24 protein-coding genes are annotated in these 23,403 nt (G+C 68.0%); 13 read left to right on the top strand and 11 right to left on the bottom strand.

The features are described from left to right. Window positions 1-189 precede the first annotated feature (189 nt). On the top strand, window positions 190-504 hold the full coding sequence (locus tag ACLARN_RS20945) for a hypothetical protein (protein WP_409493125.1): 315 nt from the start codon (window positions 190-192) through the stop codon (window positions 502-504). 34 nt (window positions 505-538) lie between these two features. After that, the gene (locus ACLARN_RS20940; protein ID WP_409493124.1) at window positions 539-1,750 is read left to right on the top strand and encodes a peptidoglycan-binding protein; all 1,212 of its coding nucleotides are present in this window, start codon (window positions 539-541) and stop codon (window positions 1,748-1,750) included. Window positions 1,751-1,765: 15 nt separating this feature from the next. On the opposite strand, the gene ACLARN_RS20935 is transcribed toward ACLARN_RS20940, so the two are convergent. After that, complete coding sequence (locus ACLARN_RS20935) at window positions 1,766-2,176, bottom strand: hypothetical protein (protein ID WP_409493123.1); 411 nt, start codon at window positions 2,174-2,176, stop codon at window positions 1,766-1,768. Window positions 2,177-2,317: 141 nt separating this feature from the next. On the opposite strand from ACLARN_RS20935, the gene ACLARN_RS20930 reads away from it, so the two are divergent. From ACLARN_RS20930 to ACLARN_RS20910, 5 genes are all read left to right on the top strand, one after another. After that, on the top strand, window positions 2,318-3,124 hold the full coding sequence (locus ACLARN_RS20930) for an alpha/beta fold hydrolase (protein ID WP_409493122.1): 807 nt from the start codon (window positions 2,318-2,320) through the stop codon (window positions 3,122-3,124). Beyond that, window positions 3,121-3,564, top strand: a complete 444-nt coding sequence (locus ACLARN_RS20925; protein WP_409493121.1) for a GbsR/MarR family transcriptional regulator — start codon at window positions 3,121-3,123, stop codon at window positions 3,562-3,564. Before ACLARN_RS20930 ends, ACLARN_RS20925 begins: the two co-directional genes overlap by 4 nt. Before the next feature lie 568 nt (window positions 3,565-4,132). Next, window positions 4,133-7,477, top strand: a complete 3,345-nt coding sequence (locus ACLARN_RS20920; RefSeq protein ID WP_409493120.1) for a S8 family peptidase — start codon at window positions 4,133-4,135, stop codon at window positions 7,475-7,477. 84 nt (window positions 7,478-7,561) lie between these two features. Then, the gene (locus ACLARN_RS20915; RefSeq protein WP_409493119.1) at window positions 7,562-8,032 is read left to right on the top strand and encodes a carboxymuconolactone decarboxylase family protein; all 471 of its coding nucleotides are present in this window, start codon (window positions 7,562-7,564) and stop codon (window positions 8,030-8,032) included. 17 nt (window positions 8,033-8,049) lie between these two features. Then, entirely contained in the window at window positions 8,050-8,484 is a 435-nt protein-coding gene (locus ACLARN_RS20910) for an ester cyclase (protein WP_409493118.1), read from the top strand. A 3-nt stretch (window positions 8,485-8,487) separates the two neighbouring features. On the opposite strand, the gene sigJ is transcribed toward ACLARN_RS20910, so the two are convergent. Beyond that, window positions 8,488-9,396: an RNA polymerase sigma factor SigJ gene (sigJ, locus tag ACLARN_RS20905; RefSeq protein WP_409493117.1), complete on the bottom strand. Its 909-nt coding sequence runs from the start codon at window positions 9,394-9,396 to the stop codon at window positions 8,488-8,490. Here sigJ and ACLARN_RS20900 point away from each other — a divergent pair. Next, the gene (locus ACLARN_RS20900; RefSeq protein WP_409493116.1) at window positions 9,395-9,742 is read left to right on the top strand and encodes a YceI family protein; all 348 of its coding nucleotides are present in this window, start codon (window positions 9,395-9,397) and stop codon (window positions 9,740-9,742) included. The genes sigJ and ACLARN_RS20900 overlap by 2 nt on opposite strands. A gap of 32 nt (window positions 9,743-9,774) precedes the next feature. On the opposite strand, the gene ACLARN_RS20895 is transcribed toward ACLARN_RS20900, so the two are convergent. Beyond that, entirely contained in the window at window positions 9,775-10,515 is a 741-nt protein-coding gene (locus ACLARN_RS20895; RefSeq protein WP_409493115.1) for an SAM-dependent methyltransferase, read from the bottom strand. A 221-nt stretch (window positions 10,516-10,736) separates the two neighbouring features. Beyond that, window positions 10,737-12,443, bottom strand: a complete 1,707-nt coding sequence (locus tag ACLARN_RS20890) for a cation:proton antiporter (protein WP_409493114.1) — start codon at window positions 12,441-12,443, stop codon at window positions 10,737-10,739. A 157-nt stretch (window positions 12,444-12,600) separates the two neighbouring features. Between ACLARN_RS20890 and ACLARN_RS20885 the strand changes: the two genes are divergently transcribed. Beyond that, window positions 12,601-13,464, top strand: coding sequence for a 3-hydroxyacyl-CoA dehydrogenase family protein (locus ACLARN_RS20885; protein WP_409493113.1), 864 nt, complete (start codon window positions 12,601-12,603; stop codon window positions 13,462-13,464). Window positions 13,465-13,470: 6 nt separating this feature from the next. Here the strand turns inward: ACLARN_RS20885 and ACLARN_RS20880 are convergent, their stop codons facing one another. Beyond that, a complete protein-coding gene (locus ACLARN_RS20880; protein ID WP_409493112.1) occupies window positions 13,471-14,106 on the bottom strand; it encodes a DUF1345 domain-containing protein in 636 nt (211 codons plus the stop codon). 212 nt (window positions 14,107-14,318) lie between these two features. On the opposite strand from ACLARN_RS20880, the gene ACLARN_RS20875 reads away from it, so the two are divergent. After that, window positions 14,319-15,305, top strand: coding sequence for a hypothetical protein (locus tag ACLARN_RS20875; protein WP_409493111.1), 987 nt, complete (start codon window positions 14,319-14,321; stop codon window positions 15,303-15,305). A gap of 92 nt (window positions 15,306-15,397) precedes the next feature. Here the strand turns inward: ACLARN_RS20875 and ACLARN_RS20870 are convergent, their stop codons facing one another. The 6 genes from ACLARN_RS20870 to ACLARN_RS20845 all read right to left on the bottom strand — a co-directional run bounded on the left by ACLARN_RS20870 (window position 15,398) and on the right by ACLARN_RS20845 (window position 19,254). Further along, on the bottom strand, window positions 15,398-15,610 hold the full coding sequence (locus ACLARN_RS20870) for a hypothetical protein (RefSeq protein WP_409493110.1): 213 nt from the start codon (window positions 15,608-15,610) through the stop codon (window positions 15,398-15,400). Between the two features lie 17 nt (window positions 15,611-15,627). Further along, window positions 15,628-16,290: a DUF6875 domain-containing protein gene (locus tag ACLARN_RS20865; protein ID WP_409493109.1), complete on the bottom strand. Its 663-nt coding sequence runs from the start codon at window positions 16,288-16,290 to the stop codon at window positions 15,628-15,630. Next, window positions 16,287-17,666 (bottom strand): FAD-binding oxidoreductase, encoded by a 1,380-nt coding sequence (locus tag ACLARN_RS20860; protein WP_409493108.1) that lies wholly within the window; start codon window positions 17,664-17,666, stop codon window positions 16,287-16,289. The genes ACLARN_RS20865 and ACLARN_RS20860 overlap by 4 nt, the downstream gene beginning before the upstream one ends. Further along, a complete protein-coding gene (locus ACLARN_RS20855) occupies window positions 17,666-17,989 on the bottom strand; it encodes a hypothetical protein (protein WP_409493107.1) in 324 nt (107 codons plus the stop codon). The genes ACLARN_RS20860 and ACLARN_RS20855 overlap by 1 nt, the downstream gene beginning before the upstream one ends. Continuing rightward, the gene (locus tag ACLARN_RS20850; RefSeq protein WP_208619174.1) at window positions 17,982-18,383 is read right to left on the bottom strand and encodes a cupin domain-containing protein; all 402 of its coding nucleotides are present in this window, start codon (window positions 18,381-18,383) and stop codon (window positions 17,982-17,984) included. The genes ACLARN_RS20855 and ACLARN_RS20850 overlap by 8 nt, the downstream gene beginning before the upstream one ends. Before the next feature lie 106 nt (window positions 18,384-18,489). Then, the gene (locus tag ACLARN_RS20845; protein WP_409493106.1) at window positions 18,490-19,254 is read right to left on the bottom strand and encodes a response regulator; all 765 of its coding nucleotides are present in this window, start codon (window positions 19,252-19,254) and stop codon (window positions 18,490-18,492) included. 293 nt (window positions 19,255-19,547) lie between these two features. Between ACLARN_RS20845 and ACLARN_RS20840 the strand changes: the two genes are divergently transcribed. Genes ACLARN_RS20840 through ACLARN_RS20830 form a run of 3 tightly spaced genes read left to right on the top strand, consistent with a single transcriptional unit; the run spans window position 19,548 to window position 23,388 of the window. Further along, window positions 19,548-20,828 (top strand): SidA/IucD/PvdA family monooxygenase, encoded by a 1,281-nt coding sequence (locus ACLARN_RS20840; protein ID WP_409493105.1) that lies wholly within the window; start codon window positions 19,548-19,550, stop codon window positions 20,826-20,828. After that, window positions 20,828-22,354: a class I tRNA ligase family protein gene (locus ACLARN_RS20835; RefSeq protein WP_409493104.1), complete on the top strand. Its 1,527-nt coding sequence runs from the start codon at window positions 20,828-20,830 to the stop codon at window positions 22,352-22,354. The genes ACLARN_RS20840 and ACLARN_RS20835 overlap by 1 nt, the downstream gene beginning before the upstream one ends. Next, window positions 22,354-23,388: an NAD(P)/FAD-dependent oxidoreductase gene (locus tag ACLARN_RS20830; RefSeq protein ID WP_409493103.1), complete on the top strand. Its 1,035-nt coding sequence runs from the start codon at window positions 22,354-22,356 to the stop codon at window positions 23,386-23,388. Before ACLARN_RS20835 ends, ACLARN_RS20830 begins: the two co-directional genes overlap by 1 nt. Window positions 23,389-23,403 lie beyond the last annotated feature (15 nt).

Below are 23,403 nucleotides of genomic sequence, written 5' to 3'. Positions count from 1 at the left end.
GGTCTCTCCTGGGTTGTGTCCGACTTGGGGGAACCGAGGCGCGGCCGGGTGCGTCGGTGTACACGAAACGTCGTCATCGCGTTTCGCGAAACGTGCGCACGGGTGGCTGCGAACTCATAGGCTGTGCGGGTAGGGCAGCATGGTCGGGTAAAGCACGGGCGCAGACGCCGAGACTGGAGGGATCACTCAATGACTCGCCGATTCGATCCAGAGCAGATCGCCGCGCTGGCCAAGAAGGTCGGCGGGCTCAAGGACGGCTACAGCAAGACGAGCACGGACTTGGGTAACGGTGATCCCGGAGGCGCGTACGGCGACCTGGGCAACGCGGCCAACTCGGGCAAGACGACCCAGAAGTTCTACAGCAGCGTGAACGCCGAGATGGCGGCCGCCGCGAAACTCGTCGACGCCGCTTCGCAAGCGCTGGCCAACGCCGCCGAGCGCATGCGGAACGATGAGGCCGAGGGCGTGCACGTCCTCGGTAACGGCAACCGCGAGCGGGATTGATTCGGACTGAGGACGGGGACCAGGGGAATTACCGATGACCACCACAGAACCCAATCTGGGTGAGCTTGACGACCCGTCGCGTGACCGTCCGAAGTCGCTGGACGCCATCGACAAACACGCCCAACAGGCGCAGAAGCTCAACTCGAGCGCGGTCAACGACCAGGCGGTGAAGGTCGGCGGAGCCGCCACCCGGTCCAACGATCTCGGAGACGATCTCAAGGTCTTCCGCGACGACGTCCTGCGTGAATGGGACGGCAAAGACGCCGACGCCGTCGCCGAGCACCTCGAAAAGCTCGTCAAGGCGAGTTACAAGGTCAGCGACAAGGCCGAGGCGGCCAAGAACATCCTTCAGCGCGTGTCCGAGATCCTGGACGACGTCAAGAAGAAGGTCGCGCAACTCGCGCAGGAGGCGAACGACAAGGACGCGGACAACCGCGCCCTGATCGGCGCGGCGCGGAAGCGGAAGAACAGTTCCGAGGACGAGAACGAGATCGCCGCGGCCGCGTCCGACATCGAACGGCTCCGGCAGCTGAACGAGAAGGACTCCAACGGCAAGAAGGACGAGATCGAGCGGGCGTTGAATGACGCCGAGAAGCAGATCGACGACCTTCTCAAGCCGCTCGGCCTGGAAATCGAGGGCGGCTTCCTGGAGCTGGTGCCCGCCGACACCGGCCAGACCACGGCGTCCAGCGTCAACGCCGCTCCGGTCGATTCCCGGGTCGGGGGACCCGTCAATCACGGTGGTGGCGGGGACGGCGGCGGCGGTGGAGGCGGCGGCGGTGGCGGTGGGGTCGCCGGGGTCCAAGGCGACGGCAGGCCCGCCAAGCCGATCGACGCCCAGGGCGACAACCCGGCCAAGATCGCCGAGCAGTTCCTCGGCCGCAACGCCGGTGACCTCAAGGGCAGCGGTGAGCTGCCCGCGATGCAGTCATGGGTGCCCAACAACGTCAACTGCGCGAACTTCGTCTCCGGCTGCCTGGAGGCGTCCGGCCTGATCGACAAGAGCCAGGCCAGCGCCTCGGTCGCGGGTCTGTCGGCCAACCTCGAGGCGGACGGCTGGAAGTCCGTCCCGCTCTCCGAGGCGAAGCCCGGCGACGTGGTGATCTCGAACGGCGGCGGACACGTCGTGCTGTACGCGGGAGACGGTCAGTTCATCGGATCGAACAACGTCAATCCCGACGGTTCGCAGAAGATCAGCATGGGTGGCGGGGGAGGCCTCGTCAAGATCCTCACCCCGCCGACCTGAGCCGGTTAGCAGGGGTCAGAAGCCGAACAACGCGCGCGGTGCCTCGTGCTCGTCCGGCCACGTCAGCCAGGCCACGTCAGTCGGGCCGACGGCGTAGTTGGACAAGCGCCAGGACCGCGCGTCGTTGTCGGCACCCTTTTCGTCGGCCTTCTTGAGCAGGGCGACGTAGACGTCGGACATGACGCCGTCGGCGCGGCGTGCCTCGTAGACGGTCCCGGCGTAGTACGGACGGCCGGCATCCGTGGTGCGCATCGTCCCTTGCAGGAACACCCAGGGCCCGATGCGGTCGAGACGTTCCACCTCGACCCGGACACGATCGCCGAAGAACTCGTCGAGTCGTGCGGTGGCGGCCTGGAGCGCCGCTTCCCGGACCGGGTCACCGGGGTTCAGCGACACCGGAAAGGACCGTGTGGACGGGGTGTACATCAGCTACCTCCCAATAGCGGGCAGCGATCCGGTCGACGGCGGTGACCGGACCAGCTGGCCCCGGTGATGCTACCGCCTGTGGTGAGCCCAGTCCTGACTTCGGGCAGGCCCGCCGTGGTTTATCTACGCTATATTTAGAATATGGTAAATATGAGCCTGGTGCTCGAGCGGGACGGTGGTGAGCTGCGCTACGGCGACCTCGCGGGGGAGCGGCGCCCAGTCGTCCTCACCCACGGCGCCGGTCTGGATCACCGCATGTTCGACGCGCAAGCGGTCGCCCTGCACGAGGCGGGCCACCGGGTCGTCAGCTGGGATCAGCGCGGACACGGCGAGTCGAGTCTCGAACCGGGCGCCCGGTTCACGGCGTCGAGCGCGCTCGACGACCTGATCGCTCTCCTCGATCACCTCGGCCTCGACCGGCCGATCCTCGTCGGACACTCGCTCGGCGGAAACCTCGTGCAGGCACTCGTCCGTCGCCTTCCCGAGCGCGCATACGGCCTCATCGTCGTGGACTCCACCTGGAACGCCGGCCCGCTCACCGCGGCGGAGCGGCTCCTGCTGAGACTCGCCGCCCCGTCGCTGGCGCTCATCCCCGCCTCGCGGCTTCCAGGCATCATGGCCCGTGCTTCGGCGGTGACGCCGGACGGGATCGCCGAGTGCGAGGCGACGTTCGCGCGGATGCCCAAACGCGTCTTCCTCGACGTCTGGCGAGCCACCGTGTCGCTCGTCGACCCGCAACCGGGCTACCGCACGCCTGTTCCGCTCGGCCTCATTCGCGGCGACCGCGACCGGACCGGCAACATCGCGGTCGCGATGCCCCGCTGGGCACGAGCCGAAGGGGTGACCGAGCACGTCGTTCCCGATGCCGGACACGTGGTCACCGTCGATGCGGCGGACGCGACCACGAAGGCGATCAGGGGCATCATCGACGGCTGGGACGCGGCGTGACGACCGGCGACGACCGCGCCGTGTTCGTCACGGCAATGGGTGACTTCCTCGCGTCGTGGAACCTGTCGCGCGCGACAGGGCGTGTCTACGGGCAGCTTCTGCTCGACTCCAGCCCCGCGTCACTGGACACCCTCGGCGCGGCACTCGGCCTCAGCAAAGGGGCGGTGAGCGTGGCCGTCCGTGAACTGGTCTCCTGGGGACTCGCTCGAACCATCCCGCAACCCGGCAGCCGCCGCCTGCTCGTCGAGGCGGTGGGCGGGTTCGAGCAACTCCTCGCCGCCAGCCACGAACGGACTCGCGCGTTCATCCGGGTGCTCCGGAGCGGAACGCGATCCGCCGAGGACGAGTACGCCGAGGCCCGGCTTTCGGAGGTCGCCGACTTCTTCGAGTCCTATGTGGACGCGGGGGAGCAGATGTTGCGAAGTCGGCGCGATCCCTGAAGCCCAAGTCCGCGGCCACCCACTGTGTGGATTTTGGTGCGTTGGATGACCCGAAATCCACCCAGTCCCGCACGGAAGTCCCTGTGACGACCGGATCGGGGGTTGTGTGGAAATAGGGACATTCAACGTCCCTATTTCCACACACCCCTCACCCGACGTCACCGTTGCCTGATCGATCACCTTCCCTTGGCCGAACAGGCAAAGCGAGAATCAGCCGGATCCGCCCTGGGCACTGATCATTGCCGATCGCGCCGGTGGACGACGAGAATCTCGGCCACCGGGGCGCCTTCGTCACCGGCAGCACTGGCGAGTGTCCCCATGACCTGCCGTCACCGAGGGCGGGACTGGGCCGAACGGACGCTTGATCTTGATCCACTCGGTCGGTTCCGGGGGTGCGGGGATGCCCTACGCTCAACCCGGTTGGCACGTTTCCCGACGGATCCCATTCACCTCTTTCGATCGTCGACTTTCTGATGACCGCCGCTCGTCGCGGAAATTCCCGAACGGATCCGTCGCGCGCATTGTCAACGTTGTCATTCATCGAAAAACAGCATAGGGAGAGTGTTGCATGCGCCGAAGAGCACATGCCTTGGCCGGTTTGCTCGTGGTGGCCGTCGTCGGGGTGGCGAACGCGCCCGCCGCGCAGGCCGCTGCCGGCCCGGCACCACAGGAGAGTGCCGCGGGGATGCCTGGCCCGCGCACCCTCACCCTGATCACCGGCGACCGGATCACCGTGCAGGCGAGAAAGGGCAACGTGCCTGCCCTTTCGGTCGAGCCGGGGCCCGGCCGTGAGCGAATGGGTTTCCAGCGCAGCCAAGGAAAGGACGGCTGGTCGGTCTTCCCCGCCGACGCCTTGCCGTTGGTGGCGAAGGGCGTACTGGACGAACGGCTCTTCCGGATCGATCGCCTGCTCGCCGACGGGTATGACGACGGCGCGCGGTCGACCCTCCCGCTGATCGTGCAGCAGGACGCCGGGCACGTGGCGATCGCCGGGGCGGGCGCGACCGCGGTGCGGCGGCTGGACAGTGTCGGCGCGACCGCGTTCGCCCAGCCCAAGGAACGCGCGGGCGAGTTCTGGTCCACTTTGGCCGGTCCCCGGGCGACGGGACTGCGGAAGGTGTGGCTCGACCGCGAGGTCAAGGTGAGTCTCGACCGGAGTGTGCCGCAGATCGGCGCGCCGGAGGTCTGGCGGAGCGGGTTCACCGGCAAGGGCGTGAAGGTCGCGGTGCTGGACACCGGTGTCGACGCCGGTCACCCGGACCTGGCGGGCAAAGTGCTCGCTGCCAAGGATTTCTCGGGTGGGCAGGACGCCACCGACCGGCACGGCCACGGCACGCACGTGGCCTCGACCATCCTCGGCTCCGGCGCGGCGTCCGCCGGGCGGCTCAAGGGTGTCGCGCCCGACGCCGGATTGCTCGCGGGCAAGGTGCTCGGAGACGACGGCAGCGGCGGCTGGTCGGAGATCATCAGCGGGATGGAATGGGCGGTCGCCGAGGGCGCCAAGGTGATCAACCTGAGCCTCGGCGGCGCGGACGACGAGGGTGTCAACCCGTTGGAAGCGGCGGTGAACCGTCTCACCAAGGACAACGGCGTGTTGTTCGTGATCGCGGCAGGCAACGACGGCGAGCGCGGCGCGGGCACGGTGGGTTCGCCGGGTAGCGCCGACGCGGCACTCACCGTCGGCGCGGTCGACCGGGCCGACGCACTGGCGTCGTTCTCCGGAAAGGGACCACGGCTGGGCGACAACGCGGTCAAGCCGGAGATCACCGCGCCGGGCGTGGGGATCGTGGCGGCGAAGGCGGGCGGTGCGCCCGCCGAGCCGTACCAGCCGATGTCGGGCACCTCGATGGCGACACCGCATGTCGCGGGCGCGGCGGCACTGCTCGTCCAGCAGCATCCCGATTGGCGGCCCGAGCAGATCAAGTCCGGGCTCACCAGCAGCGCGAAGCCTGCCGAAGGGTTGACCGTCTTCCAGCAAGGAGCGGGACGGGTCGACGTCGCCAAAGCAGCGGTCCAGCGCGTGAGCGCGGACGTCACCACGGTGGCCTTCGGCACGATCCCGAGGACCGACCCGAAACCGCTGACCCGGGAGATCACCTACCGCAACAGCGGTGACGCCCCCGTCGACCTCGACCTGCGGCTGGATGTCCGCGACGAGACCGGGAAGCCCGCGGCCGACGGTCTGTTCACAGTGGACCGGCCCAAGGTCACGGTGCCCGCCGGCGCGACCGCGACCGCCGTGATCACGGTGAATCCCGGGCAAAACCCCCGCGCCGCCTACGGTGGCACCCTGCTCGCCACGTCCGCCACCGGTGTCGCGGTACGCAGTCTGGTCGGAGCCGACCTCGAACGCGAGATCTACACGGCCGATGTCAAGCTTTTCGACCGAAAGGGCAACGGACCCGGTCCGAGCGGACCGAGCGGCATCCTGATCGTGACCAATGTGGACACCGGCGACATGAAGATCTACGACGGGACCGGCGGCGGTGGCGAGATTCGGCTGCCACGCGGCCGGTATCTGTTCGTCGCGCAGATCGACGAAGCACCGAGCCCCGACCGTGCCGGGGCGAGTTTGGTCACTGAGCCCGAGTTCGTCCTGGATCGGGACCGGGAAGTGGTGCTGGACGGGCGCTTGGCGAAACCGGTGAAGGTGCGGACCGATCGCCGGGACGCGCGGTCGAACGGCCAGATCGTCGCCTTCTACGAAAAGGTCGCGGGCCGGGGCGTCACGAGCCATTCGTGGTACGAGCCGAGGCTCTTCAACGACAACCAGTACTCCTACGTCGCCCCCACCCGCACCGACGTGCCCGACTTCGATTTCCTCGTCACGACCATGCTGAGCAAGCAGACCGACGACGGCAGGTCGGAGAACAGCCCGTACCTCTACAACCTGCAGTTCCCCAGTAACGGCAAGGTTCCCGACGTCTCCCGGTATCAGGTGCGGGACCACGAACTGGCCAAGGTGAACGCCACCTATGCCGCCACCGGCAAGCAATGGGGCAACCTGCACGTGCTGCCGTCGCCCTACGACAACGAGGCCGACCTCGGCAACGCCTGGTTCCTCACCGCACAGGCCCAGCTGCCCGCCACCCGGGAGGAGTTCTACAGCACGGGGAAGGTCCGCTGGCTGAAGCGGTTGTTCGTGGACCGGGCGGGCACCAACGGGACTTGGAGCGATACCCAGGAAAGTGCGGCAGGCGTCCAATACCACGCCGGACAGCGGTCCAAAGAGGACTGGAATCGTGCGGTCGTCGGCCCGTCGCTGGCGAGAACGGCCAAGACGGTGCGCACCGGCGACACCTTGAATGTCCAGTTGCCGGTGCTGGCGGCGAGTGGGGACCATGTCAGCCTGACGGCGGTGGAGGGCACCACCCGGCTCGCGCGAAACGGCCAGGAGATCGGTTCCGTGCCGAAGGTTCCCGGTCACCTGTGGCCTGCCGGCCCGGTGGCCTTCACCGTTCCGGCGGAGGCAGGGAACTACACGCTGACCATCGACGCGAAACGGCCGGCGGACAGCAACGCCGAGTTGTCCGGCAAGGTGGTCACTTCGTGGAACTTCCGCTCGCAGCGAGCGGAAGGGGAGGCGCCACTACCGTTGATGGTCCTCCGGGCCACCCCGGCACTCGGCCCGGCCAACGACGCCTGGCGCCTGCTCCCGCTCGCCGTGCCGATCGGGATCGAGCGCTCCGCCGGAACGACGGGCACCGTCCGTCAGGTCACCGCCGAAGCGTCGTTCGACGGCGGTAAGACCTGGCACCGGCAGTTCGTCGCCGGGGCCCGCGAGCACTGGCAGGCCTATGTCGTGGCGCCGCTGTACAGCCCGTCCCCCTTTGTGTCGCTGCGACTTTCCGCCGAGGACTTCGGCGGAGGCTCGGTGACACAGACGATCACGAACGCCTACCGCCTGCGGTGAGCGCCGGTAGCCGGGCCGGGCTCACATCTCGCGGGGCTGCGTCGTCGGTTGGGCAGAACACCCACTACGACAAAGGAGATCGCGATGGAAGCCCGGCTCGACTACTTCGGCAACCCGGTCGGGGGAAAATTCATGAAGACCATCATCTCGGCGGGGAGGGCGCTGGCCGGCTCACCGCTGTCGGTGACGGTCCAGGAACTGGTGCGGATGCGCGCGAGCCAGATCAACGGATGCACCGTATGCCTGGACATCCACACCAAGGAAGCCGCCGCCGCGGGTGAGTCGGACGTCCGGGTCAACCTGGTCGCGGCGTGGCGGGAGGCGACGGTCTTCACCGAAGCCGAGCGCGCCGCGTTGGAGCTGACCGAGCAGGCCTGCCGGATGGCCGACGGCGGCGGAGTCACCGACGAGGCGTGGGCGAACGTCGCCAAGCACTTCGACGAGGACCAGCTCGCCGCGCTGGTGGCGGTGATCTCGCTGATCAACGCCTTCAACCGGGTGAACGTGATGGTCCAGAACCCCGCGGGCGACTACCGGGCCGGGCAGTTCGCCTGACCACTGGAGGAGAAATCATGTCCACCACCGAAACAGCGCGCAATCGGACGGCGTTCGCCCGCTTTCACGACGCGACCAACACCGGCAGCGTCGAGGCCATCACGGCGATGATCGACGAGGTCGTCGAACCGGACGTGGTGTTCCACGCCCCGGTGCCGATGGACACGACGGGGGCACAGGCCCTCAAACAAGTGTGGCAAGTGCTGCTTCGCGCGTTCCCCGACCTGCGGGTCACGGCCGAGGACGTACTCGCGGACGGGGACAAGGTCGTCTGCCGGAACACCGTCACCGGCACCCACCGGGGTGAGTTCAGGGGCCTCCCGGCCACCGGAAAGACGGTTTCCTACAGCGAGATCTTCATTTTCCGGTTCGCCGGAGGGCGGATCACCGAGATCTGGGGTGTCGTCGACGTCCTCACCCAGCTGCGGCAACTCGGCGCCCTCCCGGCGTAGCGGTCAGGCGTCCGTCCACGACCGGAGTTTCTCGGGGTTCCGCACACCCCAGATGCGCCGGATGCGGTCGTCGGCGACGTCGAACGCGAACACCGCGACGGTCAGCCCGGCCTGCTGGAGCACGAGGCCGGGCCGTCCGTTGACGGTCCGCTCCAGCAGCTCGAGTTCGGACGTCTTGTCCGCCACCTCCAAGAGGTAGGACGCGACCTGCTCGCTGCCTTCGAAGGGGTGGAGCGCGGCTTTGACGAGTCCGCCGCCGTCGCCGACCGCCTTGACGTCGGGGTCGAGGAGACTGATGAGCGCTTCGATGTCCTTGGCTTCCCACGCCTTCTTGAAGTCCTTGACGAGGACGGCCTGACGGGTGATCGGGGCAGGGGAAACCTGTGTCGCGCGGATGCGGCGGCGCGCGGAGGAGGCCAGCTGGCGGCAGGCCGCGGGAGTGCGGCCGACGATCTCCGCCACTTCGGCGAAGGCGTAACGGAAGACGTCGTGCAGGACGAACGCGACCCGTTCGGCCGGGGTCAGCGACTCGAGCACGACGAGAAACGCCATGTTGATCGACTCGTCGAGGGTGATCCGGTCGGCGGGGTCGCCGGCGGACGGGCGGCCGGTCGTCCACTCGACCTGCCCCGGCAACGGTTCGGGGATCCACTCGCCGACGTAGCGTTCCCGCCTCGCGCGTGCCGAGCCGAGCAGGTCGAGGCAGATGCGGCTGGCGACCGTGGTCAGCCAGGCGCCGGGGGAGTCGATCGCCTCCCGCGCGGCGGGGGACATGGCGTACCAGCGGGTGTAGGTCTCCTGCACCACGTCCTCGGCCTCCGAAAGGGAACCGACCAGGCGATACGCGAGCCCGATCAGCTGACGACGTTCTTTCATGATCGCGCTCAGGCCGGGCTCGGACGGATCGTTCATGGGACTGCCTCCTGCTCGCGTGCTGTCCCGGGTACGACGAGACACCACCGCCGGATGTGAGGTCGTCTCGCGCCTCACCATGGCCAGCCGGGTGTCCGGCCATTTCGACGAGTTCGAGGGCAGCGCCCACCTCGACGGGGACGACCCGTCGCGGTCCAGTGTCCGGTTCACCGTCAAGGCCGCGAGCATCGTCACCGGCAACCAGCGGCGCGACGACCATCTGCGCGCGGCGTTCCTCGACGTCGAAAACCACCCCGTCATCACCTTCGTCTCGACCGGGGTCCGCCATCTCGGCGGCACCCGGTTCGAGGTCGGCGGCAGGCCCGCCGGGTCAGCCCGAAAGTGACCTTGCGGTTCACCGCCGGGCTGACCTGAGCGTCAGTGACCAGGGGTCCGTCCGAGGACCAGGGACACGAAGCCGAAGGAGTCCCGGTAGCCGCGCAACCATTCGGTCCGGCGGAGGCCCGCCGTCGAGAGCGCTGCCGCGCTGTCCGGATCGGTGGGCCGGTCGAGCGCCCACGAGGCCAATGACCCCCAGCACGACCATTCGTAGTCGTCCAGTTCGTGGCGCGTGCTGACGTGTCCGTGGACCGGGGTCCACCCGTCGGCGGCCACCCGGTCCATCGTGGTCGCCAGGTCGGTGTGGTCACCGAGCATCTCGATGGCTTCCGGCGAAGGGGTCCGCTCCCAGAATCCGTCTCCGATCAGGACACGGCCTCCGGGAGCCAGGTGACGGCGAGCCGCGGCCAGTGTCGGCAGCAGGCCGCCGAAGGCATGGGAGGCGCCGACGCTGATCACCAGGCCGAACCGATGGGCCGAGACGAAAGCGTCGGCTTCCTGGTGGTGGAGGACGAGACGGTCCGCGACACCGCGGTCGTTCGCCGCGTGCCTAGCCTGTGCCAAGGCGTCCTCGGAGACGTCAACGCCTTCGGCTCGAAGGTGCGGTCGCGCGGCCAGAGCACGCAGAAGCCATTCCCCGCTCCCGCAACCAAGGTCCAGGACGCGCTCGTCACCCCGGGGAAGCCCCCGGGCCAGGAGCCGATCGACGGAAGCGTTGTCGATCGGCGCTTTGATCGGGTGTTCGGTATGGGCGATACGGGAGATCTGTTCGCGGTTCAAGTGATGGTGCCTTTCGAGGACAGAAGCGCCTGCCGCCCTCACCGGCGTGTCGTCAGGACCGATCGGTGAGGTGCGGCGGGACAGGGGCTGGAACCTGGTTCGACAGCTCGGCTTCTGTGCGCATGTGCCGTACACCTCCTCGACGATGGGGCCTGCCCTCGCGGCGGCCGGGCGACTGTAGCCGCCCGGCGTCCGCACGGGCAAACCCTTATCCACGCGAGTCACGAGGTGAACCGGGCCGCCTGGTTGTCGATGAGGTTCTGCGCGCGTTCGAGGGTGTGTGAGCTGTAGGTGCCGCCGGAGCGGGCGTCGAGGAGCGCGTTCTGTTGCGCGTCGATGAGGAGGCGTTGCAGTTCCCGCCGTTGGTGCAGTGGGCTGTCGGGGTCGCGTTCGTTCAGCATCTTCTCGATGGCCTCGGCGGTGGCGAGCACGCGTTCGCGGGTCCGGTCGAGGATCGTCTCGTCGAAGGGCTCGCCGTTTTCGCGGCGCAGGGCCGGGCTGTCGAGCAGCGCCTGCGCGGCGTCCTGGATCTCGATGGCCAGCCGGGCGAATTCGCGGTGTTCGTGTTCGGCGTCGGTGCCTTGGATGCCGAGCCGTTTCACCAGGATCGGGAGCGTGCCGCCTTGCAGGAGCAGGGTGACGATCGCGACGGTGAAGGCGATCAGCACCAGTTCGGCCCGGTGGGGCACGTCGCTGGGGAGCGACTGCGCGGCGGCCACGGTGACGACGCCCCGCATCCCGGACCAGGCGAGGACGCCGCCGCCACGCCAGCCGAGTCCTTCACTGGCGTAGAACGCGGAGTCGGCGTGGCGACGGCGGAGGACCCGGTTCGCCGTCGCGTACCGGCGTTGCTTGCCGGGGTGGGGACCTCGTTCGCTGAGCCCGTCCAGCGCCGCCTCGATCCGGTCGCCGAGCTCGCCCGCCCCACGCTGTTGCCGTCGCAGGGCCGCGATGAGCGGGACGACGAACGTGGCACGCAGGACGATGAGGGTGAGCGTCGCGAGCAGGCCGAGACCGACCGTGGCCCACACCCCCTGACCCGACGCGTGGACGTCCGCGACGACCGCGGTGATCTCGAACCCCACCAGGAGGAAGACGCCGTTTTCCAGGAGCAGCTGGATCGTCCGCCAGTTGGTGCGTTCGGAGATGCGGTCGTGCGCGGTGAAGCGTTTCGCGCTCTGGTGGCCGGTGATGAGCCCGGTCGTCACGACCGCGATGACGCCGGAGGCATGCAGTTCCTCCGCCGGGATGAAGGCCAGGAACGGGACCACGAAGGAGATCGCGGTCGTCAGGACGGCTTGGTCGCGGATCCGGGAGCGGACCCGGACCGACACGAAACCGACGACCGCCCCGACCGCGATGGCGACGAACACGGCGAAGGCGAAGTCACCGAGCGCGCCCCAGAAGGAGACGGTGCCCGCGATCGCGGCGACCGCGGTCCGCAGCAGCACCAGCGCGGTGGCGTCGTTGACCAGCCCCTCGCCTTCGAGAATCGTGACGAGCCGGGGCGGTAGTCCGAGGCGTTTGCCGATCGAGGTCGCGGCGACCGCGTCCGGCGGGCTGATGACCGCGCCGAGGGCGACGGCGGTGGCGAAGCCGATGTCGGGGATCAGCCACCAGATCAGCAGTCCGGTGCCGAACGCGGACACGACGACCAGCAGCACCGACAGCGCCCCGATCGTGCCGAGATCCCGGCGGAAGTCCATGACCGGCACGTTCACCGCTGTCGCGTAGAGGATCGGCGGCAGCACGAGCACGAGGATCAGATCGGGGTCGACCGACAGCTCCGGAGCACCGGGGATCAGGCTGCACACCATCCCCACGATCACCAGCAGCACCGGTGCCGCGACCCCGAGTTTCGGGGCGGCGTACGAAACCACGACGATGATCAGCACCGCCACCACGGCGAGCAACGCCAGTTCCTGCATGCCCGTATCTCGCCTTCCTGGCACTGAGGGTTCACCGATCGGGTGCAGCTTGCCCGAACTCGGCCGGTCGCGCGCGTTCTAGCCGATGGCGGGAGGTTCGTATCGGATGATCAACCGGCAGGCAGTGACTGACCAAGGAACGAAAGGCCGGATCGGCATGGCGTACACACACGAGTTCGACGACATCCGCGATCGTCCGGTGGCGGTGTTCGGGGCGGGGACGCTGGGACGGCGGATCGCGCTGATGTTCGCGTCCAGGGGTGGGACGGTGCGGATCTACGACCCGAGTGCCGAGCAGGGCGCCGCGGCGGTCGACTACGTGGCGCGGACCCTGCCGGACGTGGTGGCCGAGCGTGGCCACGGCGAGGTCGGCCGCGCGGAAGCCGTGACCTCGGTGGAAGCGGCCCTCGAAGACGCCTGGCTGGTCGTCGAAGCGGTGCCGGAACGGCTGGACATCAAAATCCCCCTGTGGGGTCAGATCGACAAGGCGGCGCCCGCGGACACGATCTTCGCCACCAACTCGTCGTCCTACCCGTCGCGGACGATGGCCGAGAAGGTGCGGGACAGGTCCAGGCTGTGCAATATGCACTTCTACATGCCGCCCGGCTCCCCGGCCGTCGATCTCATGTCCGACGGCGAGACCGACCGCGGCCTGCTGGACACCTTGCTGTCGGTGCTTCCCGAGTTCGACATTCACCCGTTCGAGGCGCGCAAGGAAAGCGTGGGGTTCATCTTCAACCGCATTTGGGCGGCCATCAAACGGGAATCGCTGGCGGTCGTCGCCGAGGGCGTCGCCCGCCCCGAGGACGTGGACGGGATGTTCCGGATCAACTGGCATATGCCCGTCGGGCCGTTCCAGATGATGGACCAGGTCGGTTTGGATGTCGTGCTCGACATCGAAAACCACTACGCGGAGGAAAACCCCGACCTGCCCGCGGGCCCCCGGGAACTGCTGCATGAATACGTCGACGGCGGCAAACTCGGCGTCAAGACCGGCGAGGGCTTCTACCTCTATCCATAACGGACTTCAGCCGGTGACGACCCCGGCCACCAGGTTGATCGTGGTCGCCAGGATGACGGTGCCGAACAGGTAGGACAGCAGGGTGTGGCGCAGTACGACCGCTCGGATCGTCGAACTCGAGACGGCGGTGTCCGACACCTGGTAGGTCATGCCGAGGTTGTAGCTGAAGTAGAGGAAGTCCCGATAGGTAGGGAGATCGTCCGAATTGAAATCGATTCCGCCTTCGGGCGTCGAGTAGTAGAGGTGCGCGTAGCGGGTGGCGTACATCAGGTGAAGCCCCGCCCAGGCCATGAACACGCCACCCAGTGCGGTCGCCGCGGTCGCGTCCCCGCTGCTGGACTCCCCGAAGACCAGCAGCCCCACCACGCCGACCAGTCCACTGAGGGCCGCCCCGACGATGACGAGTTCTTCGGTGACGGGGCGGAAGTCCTCACGGTGGGCGTTCCGCCGGGTGGCGGTGGCGTCCAGCGGCCACAGCACCGTCCAGCCCGCGATGACGAAGGCCGCCGCCGCGACGGCGATTCCCACCAGGACGCCCAGCGATCCATGCGTCACCACGCCGACGAGCGCGCCGATCGCGGCTCCGACGACCACGGCGACAGCGAGCCGCGTGACCGCCGACAGAGGCCTCCGACTCTTCATGAGCCACACCGTAGCCGGGGCGGGCGGAAGGCACCCGGGGCCCGCCTTCGGGGCCCATTCGGGTGATAGGGGTGATCGAACGGCAACGCGGGGCGATGCGCCGGGCGTGGTAGTCGCGGGCAGGTCCGGACCGGCCGGGCCACGCCGGTAACGAGAGGGGAGCCATGAACGTCACTCGGCAAGCGGCGCGTGCGGGGGCATCGGGAGGGACGGTGTCGAAACGCAGGTCGCTGCGGTCATGGCTCGTCGTACTGGGGATTCTCGCGTTGACCGCGGTGGCGCTGCCCGGCACCGCGTCGGCGGTGGTGGAGAGGCCAGGCGGCAAGGAGAGTTACGCGGTCACGATCGGACAGGTGGCGCCGACCGGAACCACGCCCACGGGCAAGGAGTTCTCGCGGCTGGCGATGTACTACTTCGACCCCGACGGCACCGTCCGGGAGGCTTTCTGGTTCTGGAGCTGGAGCATCGGATACCCGGCGGCGACCATCCGCAGCACGTCGGCGGGCTGTGACAACTGCGCGATCCACACCGCCGGCGGGTTCCAGGCCGGCGCCGAGGTCAAGGAGCTGAGGGGGAAGTACACCACCACCGGCTCCAAGCTCGCCATCACCTGGGACAACGGCTCCACCGAGGCCTGGACGGTCGCCAGCCCGGAGACCGGGATCGCCGTGATCTCCCTGACCGGTTCGAGCTACGGCGCGAACGTGGGCCAGGGTTACGGCAGCAACGTCCGTACCACCGTTTCCGTGCCGCTGAAGGAAATGCCGAAGAAGTACTACCCGGGCCGCTACGCGTACAACGCCTATGACGTGAAGACGGGGAAGCTGTATTCCGGCACCGGGACCTCCGGGATCAACCTCTCGCTGCCGCAGTGGAAGGAGTGCAACGACAACTGCCTGAGCGCGGCCGTCGAGATCACCGATCCGAATTCGACCGCCTGCACGGCCTGCAAACCCGGTGAGAAGAGGGCCATCCGGTACTACATGGCCTCCGAGGGCGGGCGGAAGAACTTCTACGAGCACTTCTGCACCTGTCTGCTGCAGGGTGACAGCAAGTGCTACAACGGCGGCTCGCACCTCAAGCCGCAGCTCCAGGTGATCGACGATTCGGGCAGGTTCCGCGGCTGGGTCGGGGTCGAGGCACAGCACCGGGTCGCGAACCGCGGCACGATCGCCGTGCACTGGTACACCGACGTCTGATCGGGATCGCGGCGGGTGGTCGCCCCGTGCACGCGTTCACCTGGCCGTGAAGGCCTCCTTGCCTACCCTGAAGGTAGGGAAGGAGGCCTTCGCTACCCGCCGTTGTGACTCTCGGTGACACGGGAACGTCCCGCGGTCAGTGTCCGGGGGCAGCGGGGATGGCCCAGTTCGACGTGAAGGTCGCGCAGCCATTCCCACTGGGCGATCGCGAGCTGGGTGTCGGTGGGTTTGCCGGGATCCATCCACGGGTTGATCGAGTACTCGGCGTCGAAATGACTCGGCCTGACCATGAGATAGTGCCGCATGTGTACTCCCGAGGTGATCAGGCCGTCTGGAGGGACTTTTCGTTACCCGCCAGCCGTTTGACCAGCTGGCCGCGGATGCGGGGCGGGATGTCCGGGGCGAACCGCCGGAAGTAGCTCTCGGCGTGCACCGCGTTGTCCATCAGGAACGGCAGGTCGAAGACGACCAGCTTGCGGATGGCCAGCAACGGTACCGGGGCGCGCAGTGCCTTGAACTTCTCGTTCCACAGGCCGGGCTGGTCGCAGACCGGATGGAACTGCCCGATCATCAGACCGTCGGCGACGAACTCGTCCTTCGCCTCGCGCTGCAATTCGTCCAACGCCGTCGAGTCCTGATAGTCCAGCTGCGGCAGCACGAGCAGGATCGTCAGCAGTTCCCGGTCCGACGGCGAAATCCTGTTCGACAGCCGTTCGTACCACGAACGCAGGCTCTGGATCGCGTCTCGTACGTCCGTCTCGCCGTTCGTGGCGGTCAGGGACGCCAGATGAAAGAGTCCTTTGTGGAGTGAAGGCTGAGCGTACGGGCACACTGGGCCGTTGCGACCCAGTTCCGGGTTCGGGGAGACCAGGTAGCGGCCGGCCCAGGCCAGGATTTCCCGGACATACGGTAGATGCTCGGCCGGGGTGGCGCCGTTCTCGACCTCGGCCGCCGTCCAGATGAGAACCTTGTTGTCGCCGATCATGATCCGATGCTTTGCGCGAAGGTGAAGACACCGTCCGGGTCGACCCGCTTTTTGATCTCCTTCAACCGCGGATAGTTGACGCCGTAATAGGCGGTGCGCCAGTCCGGAAGGTCAGGGTCGATGAAGTTCTGAAAAGCGCCATCGGTCACATACGGAGACATCTCGTTCCCCAGTTCCGCCAGCCAGCGGAGATTGGCGTCGACCACGGCGGGCTCGTCGTTCTCGGCCCACGAGGTGTCCATGGACAGCAGGAACATCGCGTTCCGGTGGGCGAACGCGGTTTCGGTCGCGCCCATCCGGTTGATCGCGCCGCCCCAGGAGAACAGGGCCGCGCCGCCACCGTCCGGGTTTCCGCTGCTGGGCAGGCGATCGACGGCCGACAGCAGCGTGGCGATGGCCTCGTCGGGCAGCGGCTGGGTGACGATGTTGGTCCGTACCGCGAACGCGCCTTCGGCCGTCTCGTGCAGCATGTCGTCCTGGGCCTGCCAGTAGGTCCGGTCGGCGATGTCCATCCGGATCGGCTTGGCGACGGACAGGACGGGGTCGAGAATCTCCCGCAACTTCTTGGCAGGACCGAAGTACTGTCCGATGGCCGACACGACGGGCTCCGACCCACCGGCGCTGCTGACGCCGATCCTGGTCGCGAACTCGTCCGGTGCCTGCCGCACGATCTCCTGCAGCACCGAAAAGACCTTCGGCGCGTCCGCGCGGTCCCACAGCAGCAAGTAGCTGGCGCAGTCGGTGACCGGTGTCGCCTGGTAGGTGAAGGAAACGTTGACGCCGAAGTTCCCGCCGCCGCCACCGCGGCAAGCCCAGAACAGGTCGGCGTTGGTGTTCGCGTCGCAGTGCAGCAGTCGTCCGTCCGCGGTCACGACCGTGGTCGCCACCAGCGCGTCCGCGGTGAGCCCGAGTACGCGTGAGGTGGCGCCGCAGCCGCCTCCGAGAGTGAGACCCGAGATGCCGACCGAGGCACCGTTGCCCAGCGCGAACGCCATCTCGTGGGGCTGGATGGCGGCGTAGACGTCCGCCATCCGCGCGCCGCCCTCAGCTGTCACGAGTCCGGTCGAACCGTTGGCGGACACGGTGTTCAGCGCGCTGAGGTCGATGACGAGGCCGGTGTTGACCGAATGTCCCGCGTAGCTGTGCCCTCCGCTACGCACGACGATGTCGACGCCGGTATCGCGTGCCCACTCGATGGCGATCCGCACGTCCGCGGTGTTCGTCACGGACACGACACCGGTGGGGGTGATCCCGGCGAACCTCTTGTTGAACGGCACACTGGCTTCGCGGAACCCGGCCTCGCCGGATCGCCGTACGCGGCCTGCCACGGCGTGGTCGAGGCGTCGCCAGTCCGCGTCGGATGGGCTGCGGGACACTAGCTCACCTCGTCGAGGTAGGAAACGCCGGTGGCGGCGTGCGGGCCGTAGCGTTCCCACGCCTCTCGCAATCGGAGGCGGCCGTCTTCGGCCACCTCCGGCGTGTTCACCGTGCGCCCGCAGATCACCTCACCGGTGGCGAGCACGATCGTGTAACCCAGATCGAGGGCCCCGTTTTCCCGCTGGGTGCCCGCGATCGATCCGCGTCGCACGTCACCGCCGGCGAACTCGGCCCAGACGACGTCGCCTTCTTGCCGGTAAACGGCGATCGCGTTGGCGTCGCCGCCCGCTTTCCGGAATTTCCGCCCGTCGTAATCAATCATGGGACTCGGCCCGGCCGGTCTCGGCGGCGATGAACTCGTCCGACATCGCACGGTCCCACCAGATCGCGTAGTAGGAGAAGTCCTCGTCGTGGTCATTGACGAGGTTGTGTTCGATCCCCGGCTTCAAGAACACGAGGTCCCCGGCCACGAACTCGTGCCGTTCGCCCTCGACGACCACGTCGGCGCTCCCGGCCATTCCGATGAAGATCTCGTGTTCGTGATGAGCGTGGGAAACCGATACGTCACCAGGACGCAGCACGCACCAGGCTCCTCGAAACGGTGCGGTCAAACCGGCCCACGGATAGAGCAGCTTCATGTCCAATCCGTAGGCCCGCGTCAGGTTCTCGTGCTCCAGCCTGCGGATGTCCACGACAGCTTGGTCTAGGTCAGTCACATCCCACTCCGATCAGCGTGCTTTCTTGCCGGGCGTTCGGTGCTGATCGAGGCTATATTCGGCCGGTTTCCCGGGTATAGGGGAACTATTCCCGATCGGCGGTGAATCAGCCGCGCCCGAGACCGGCGTCCCTGGCCAGCACGATCGCCTGTGCGCGATCGGCCACCCCGAGTTTGCCGAACACCGCGGAAACGCGATTGCTGATGGTCTTCGGCGCGAGTGCGAGCTCGCGCGCGATGGCCGAGTTCGACTTGCCGGCGGCGATGCGGTCGAGCACTTCCCGTTCCCTGGTCGTCAGCTGAGGAAACGGGTACGGCTCCGGTCCGGCGGCCGACCGCATCAAGGCACTGAACCGGACGGCGATCGCCTTCCCGACGATCGCTTCACCCGCCCCCACGACCTGTACGCCGCGGACAACCTGGTCCGGATCGGCGTCTTTGATCAGATAGCCGCGCGCGCCCGCCTGAATGGCCGCCCTGATGGCGGTGTCGTCATCGACGGCGCTCAGTACCAATACCTTGGTTTCCGGTGCGACTCGCGAAACCCGGCTGAGCACGTCGACGTTCGCGAACTCGCCGAGCTGTGGATCGATGACCAGCACGTCCGGCTGGTGCCGGAAGACTTCGGCGATCGTGGCGTTCGCCGTCGCCGTCTCACCGACGACGTCGATGCCGCCGACGAGTTCGAGCGCGGATCGGACCTGATGGCGGACCGAGGGCTGGTTGTCGGCGATCAGAACGGTCAGCGGCGCGGGGTCGCCGTTTTCTTCACTCGTGGTGTGATCGGGCAGCAGGATCGCGGTGTGCCGCTGGTCAGGGCGTTCGACCGGCCATAAACGAGCGGTGTTGCCGTTACGGGCGTGATGATTCATCTTTCCCCTTATGCCTACCGCTGAAGGTGAGCGTATGTCCTGCATATCGAACGGATCCGTATGACCGTTATGGGAAATTGATCGCGATCAATTAAGCCGCTGAACGGTGGAGTACCCGATCAATGGCGGCTAGGTCGTGGTCCGGCGGGTTTCCCTGTCGGCAAGGGTAAAATTACCCTCTTCGCGGGGAATTATCAGTGAGGTTCCCCGGCCTTCGGGAAAACCGACCCTGTCGCCGGGGAAAAGCCGGTCCTTAGTATCGGCACCCTATTCTGGACGAACGGGGTGTATCTGTGACTGAAATACAGGTGGGTTTGCTGGCAATCGGGGCCGGACCGGCGAACCTGGCGCTCGCGGTGGCCATCGAAGAGTCCGGGAACCCGGAGCTGGCCGAGCAGACGCTGCTGCTGGAGCAGAGTCCGGACATCAAATGGCAACGTGATCTGCTGATGCCGTGGGCGCGCAGCCAGGTCTCCTTCTTGAAGGATCTGGTGACCCTGCGCAATCCGCGCAGCAAGTTCTCGTTCCTCAACTTCCTGTACGACCAGAACCGGCTTGACGAGTTCGTCAACCTCGGCACCTTCCACCCGTTCCGGTGGGAGTTCTCCGACTACCTGCAATGGGTCGCGAAGTCGCTGGATCAGGTCCGCATCCGTTACGACGCAAGGGTTCAGAGTATCGAGCCCGCGCGTGGCGCCGACGGGTCGATCACCGGCTGGGTCGCCACGCTCACCGACGGGGACACGATCCGCTGCCGTGACCTGGTCGTCGGTGGCGGCCGTGACACACATGTCCCCGACGTCTTCGCCGGTTTGCCGTCCGACAGGCTCATCCACAGTGCCCAGTACCGGCGCCGGATCGCGCAGCTGCCCGCGGACGCGCCGCTGCGCGCCGTCGTGGTGGGCGGGGCGCAGAGCGCGGCCGAGATGTTCATGGCACTGCACGACAATCTGCCCAACAGCACCCGGACCATGATCGTGCGGTCCATCGGCCCGCAGAACTATCAGACCAGCAAGTTCGTCAACGAGCTGTTCTTCCCGTCGTTCGTCGACCGCTTCTACGACAGCCCGCCCGAGATTCGCCAGCAGGTGCTGGACGAGATGCGCCTGACGAACTACGCCGGCGCCGCCCCGCCGTTCCTCGACCACATCTACACCACGCTCTATCAGCAGCGCGGCATCGGCCAGCAGCGTTCGGAGGTGCGGACCCTGACCGAGGTCGTCGGCGCCAGGGTCGAAGACGACGAGGTCGTCCTCGATCTGCGCGACCGGACCAGCGGCAAGGTCGAGCCGCTGCACTGCGACCTGGTGCTCCTCGGCACCGGCTTCGACCAGCGGATGCCCGCGATGGTTCGCGACCTGGCCGACCGCGTCGGCCTGTCGGAGGTCTCGGTCAGCCGCTGCTACCGGGTCGACCTCGGCGATTCCGCCTGGGGCGCGGTGTATCTGCAGGGCATCAACGAAGCAACGCACGGTATCGCCGACTCGCTGATCAGCGTGCTGGCCCACCGGTCCCGAGACATCGTCGGCGACCTGCTCGCCCGCCGCGGCGCCGTCGAGCCGAGGACCGCCTGATGAACCGGCTGGTGGTGATCTCGCCTGCCCCGACGGCGAACGGTGACCTGCACCTCGGCCACCTCGCCGGGCCCTTCCTCGCCGCGGACGTCTGCACCCGGTACGCCCGCGCGACCGGCCGGGAAGCCTTGTACGGCACCGGTATGCACTTCACCCAGAACTACATCGTCACCGCGGCCGCGCGTCTCGGCGTGGCACCGGAAGAACTGCGGGAGCGTTCCGCGGAACAGGTCCAGCAGACCTTGGCCGCGATGGGGATCGAGGTCGACGGGTTCGGTTGCATCGGTGACCGGTTCACCAAACTGGTCATCGACTTCTACGACCGCCTGCACGGCATGGGCGCGCTGGAGCTGCGGACGGCCCGTTTCCCTTACCTGCCAAGCACCGGCGAGTATCTGATGGACGCTTACGTCACCGGTGGGTGCCCGTTCTGCCTCGCCGACGGGTACGCCGGGATCTGCGAGAGCTGCGGTCTGCCGGTCGCGCCCGGCGATCTGATCGGCCCGCGTTCGACGCTGCGTCCGGACGAGCCGCTGGAATACCGGGAGGCGGACATCCTCGTCTTCCCGGTGGAGCGGTACCGCGCGGAGCTAGAGGCGTACTTCGCCCGCACGCCGATGCGGCCCGGTATGGCCCAGCTCATCGAGTCCGCGCTCGCGGGGCCTCTGCCGGACTTCCCGATCACCCAGCCGACGTCGTGGGGTATCCCGGCGCCGTTCCCCGAAGTGCCGGGGCAGGTGATCTACCCGCATATGGAAGGCATGCCGTGGAGCATGTTCACCACCGCCCTCGCCGCCGAGAAACGCGGCGCGGTGCTGACCGCCGACGACGAACTGTGGCAGACGGATTCCGGTTCGACCGTGGTGTACTTCCTCGGCCTGGACGCGACTTACCCGTTCGCGATCGTGGGTACGGCGATGCTCACCGCGCTGGGCGGCCACGTGCTGCCGTCTCGGTACGTCACCAACGAGTTCTACGAGCTGGCCAACGAGAAGTTCTCCACCAGCCGCGGGCACGTCGTGTCCGGCCGTGAGCTGGCCACCGAGGTGCCACGCGATCTCATCCGCTTCCACCTCTGCGCCACCAGCCCCGAGTACCAGCGCACCGACTTCACCCACGAGGCCCTGCTCCGGGTCAGCGAGACACGGCTGACGGGACCGTGGAACCGGGTCGCGGCGGTGGTCGACGCCTGGGTGGACCGTGGTCCGCTGCCGGTCTCCGAGGAAGCCAGGAGAACAGCGCTGCGGATGGCCGACCGGTTCGCCGACGGATACGAGCTGCGACGCTTCAGTGTGACGGCCGTGGCGTCGACCCTCGCCGAACAACTCGGCAGGCTGGACCGGCTGGCCGCCACCGTGACCGCCGAGACCGCGGGCGATCTTTGCCATCAGGTGGACGTGTTCCTGCGCTGTGCCGCGCCGATCCTGATCGATCTCGCCGCGGCAGCGCTGCCCGACACGTCGTTGCCCGGACAGATGGACGTCGAGACGGTCACCCCGAAGCGGCTGCCCCGGCTGACCGGCTGATGGCCACGGTCGTCGTCGTGGGGGCGGGGGTGACCGGACTGGTGACCGCGATCGCTTGCGCACGGGCGGGCCACCGCGTCACCGTGCTCGATCGCGGTCCCGTCCCGAATCCCGCGTCGACGTCGTCCGACCAGCACCGGGTGCTGCGGGTGCTGCGGCCGGACGACGTCGACGGCACCCTGCGGATGGCCGAGGCCCGCCGCCGGTGGCTGGAGCTGGAAGCGTTGCTGCGGACCAGGATCTTCCGGCCGGTCGGCGTGGTCACCGCGGGCACCCCGGACGAGCTCGGGCGGGCACTCGACACCGCGCGGCGGGCGGGGGTGGCCGCGACCGTCGTTACGCCGGACGCCTTGCCGCCCGTGGTGTTCCCGGCTGGGAACCGCGGGGTGCGCGATGCCGGCGCCGGGGTACTGCTGGCCGATCGGTTCCTGCGCGCGGCCGCCGAGTGGCTCGCCGCGCATCCCGCGGTGGTGCTGCGGCCGGGCTGTGTCGTCGACGCCGTCGACGACCACCGGGTGGCGCTGGCCGGCGGCAGCGTCCTCGGCGCGGACCTCGTGCTGGTCGCGGCCGGGCCGTGGGCCACCGAGCTGACCGGTCCGCCCGTTGCGCTGCACCGCCAGACGATGGTCTACCTGCGCCCGCCGCGGCACCTGGCCGATTGGTGGGCGTCGGCCCCAGGGGTCGGCCGGATCGGTGCCGACCGCCGGGCCTGGCTGCTGCCTCCTGGCGGCGGCACCCTGCTCAAGATCAGCTCGGACGCGGTGTGCCGAGCGGTCGAGTCCACTGTGGACCCGGACCGCGAGCCGTGGGCCGACCGGCTGCTCGCCGAGCCGATCCTCACCGACGCCGCGGACTACACCGTGGTCGCCGTACGGGACTGCCACTACGCGACCGATCCCGGCACCGGCGGCCCGGTGCTCACCCGGGTCCACCCGTCGGTGTGGTCCCGGCCGGCTTGCGGAGGGTCCGGCTTCGGCACCGCACCACTTGTCGCCAAGGAAGTCCTCGGCGCTGTCATGGAGGTCAGTGCGTGAACGACAAGGAGAGTG

Origin of the sequence: Amycolatopsis sp. cmx-11-12, from assembly GCF_046269425.1 — a bacterium.
GTDB lineage: Bacteria > Actinomycetota > Actinomycetes > Mycobacteriales > Pseudonocardiaceae > Amycolatopsis.
The sequence above is the reverse complement of the archived record's forward strand: the minus strand, read 5'-3'. Positions and strand labels throughout refer to the sequence as shown.

Bases quoted from the DNA above. Each gene is read 5' to 3' on its own strand.
- ACLARN_RS20890 (WP_409493114.1), bottom strand. From the start codon at position 12,443: ATGCAGGAACTGGCGTTGCTCGCCGTGGTGGCGGTGCTGATCATCGTC.
- ACLARN_RS20930 (WP_409493122.1), top strand. From the start codon at position 2,318: ATGGTAAATATGAGCCTGGTGCTCGAGCGGGACGGTGGTGAGCTGCGC.
- ACLARN_RS20855 (WP_409493107.1), bottom strand. From the start codon at position 17,989: ATGATTGATTACGACGGGCGGAAATTCCGGAAAGCGGGCGGCGACGCC.
- ACLARN_RS20830 (WP_409493103.1), top strand. From the start codon at position 22,354: ATGGCCACGGTCGTCGTCGTGGGGGCGGGGGTGACCGGACTGGTGACC.
- ACLARN_RS20870 (WP_409493110.1), bottom strand. From the start codon at position 15,610: ATGCGGCACTATCTCATGGTCAGGCCGAGTCATTTCGACGCCGAGTAC.
- ACLARN_RS20945 (WP_409493125.1), top strand. From the start codon at position 190: ATGACTCGCCGATTCGATCCAGAGCAGATCGCCGCGCTGGCCAAGAAG.
- ACLARN_RS20835 (WP_409493104.1), top strand. From the start codon at position 20,828: ATGAACCGGCTGGTGGTGATCTCGCCTGCCCCGACGGCGAACGGTGAC.
- ACLARN_RS20935 (WP_409493123.1), bottom strand. From the start codon at position 2,176: ATGTACACCCCGTCCACACGGTCCTTTCCGGTGTCGCTGAACCCCGGT.
- ACLARN_RS20920 (WP_409493120.1), top strand. From the start codon at position 4,133: ATGCGCCGAAGAGCACATGCCTTGGCCGGTTTGCTCGTGGTGGCCGTC.
- ACLARN_RS20910 (WP_409493118.1), top strand. From the start codon at position 8,050: ATGTCCACCACCGAAACAGCGCGCAATCGGACGGCGTTCGCCCGCTTT.
- ACLARN_RS20880 (WP_409493112.1), bottom strand. From the start codon at position 14,106: ATGAAGAGTCGGAGGCCTCTGTCGGCGGTCACGCGGCTCGCTGTCGCC.
- ACLARN_RS20915 (WP_409493119.1), top strand. From the start codon at position 7,562: ATGGAAGCCCGGCTCGACTACTTCGGCAACCCGGTCGGGGGAAAATTC.
- sigJ (WP_409493117.1), bottom strand. From the start codon at position 9,396: ATGAACGATCCGTCCGAGCCCGGCCTGAGCGCGATCATGAAAGAACGT.
- ACLARN_RS20940 (WP_409493124.1), top strand. From the start codon at position 539: ATGACCACCACAGAACCCAATCTGGGTGAGCTTGACGACCCGTCGCGT.
- ACLARN_RS20865 (WP_409493109.1), bottom strand. From the start codon at position 16,290: ATGATCGGCGACAACAAGGTTCTCATCTGGACGGCGGCCGAGGTCGAG.
- ACLARN_RS20885 (WP_409493113.1), top strand. From the start codon at position 12,601: ATGGCGTACACACACGAGTTCGACGACATCCGCGATCGTCCGGTGGCG.
- ACLARN_RS20845 (WP_409493106.1), bottom strand. From the start codon at position 19,254: ATGAATCATCACGCCCGTAACGGCAACACCGCTCGTTTATGGCCGGTC.
- ACLARN_RS20900 (WP_409493116.1), top strand. From the start codon at position 9,395: ATGGGACTGCCTCCTGCTCGCGTGCTGTCCCGGGTACGACGAGACACC.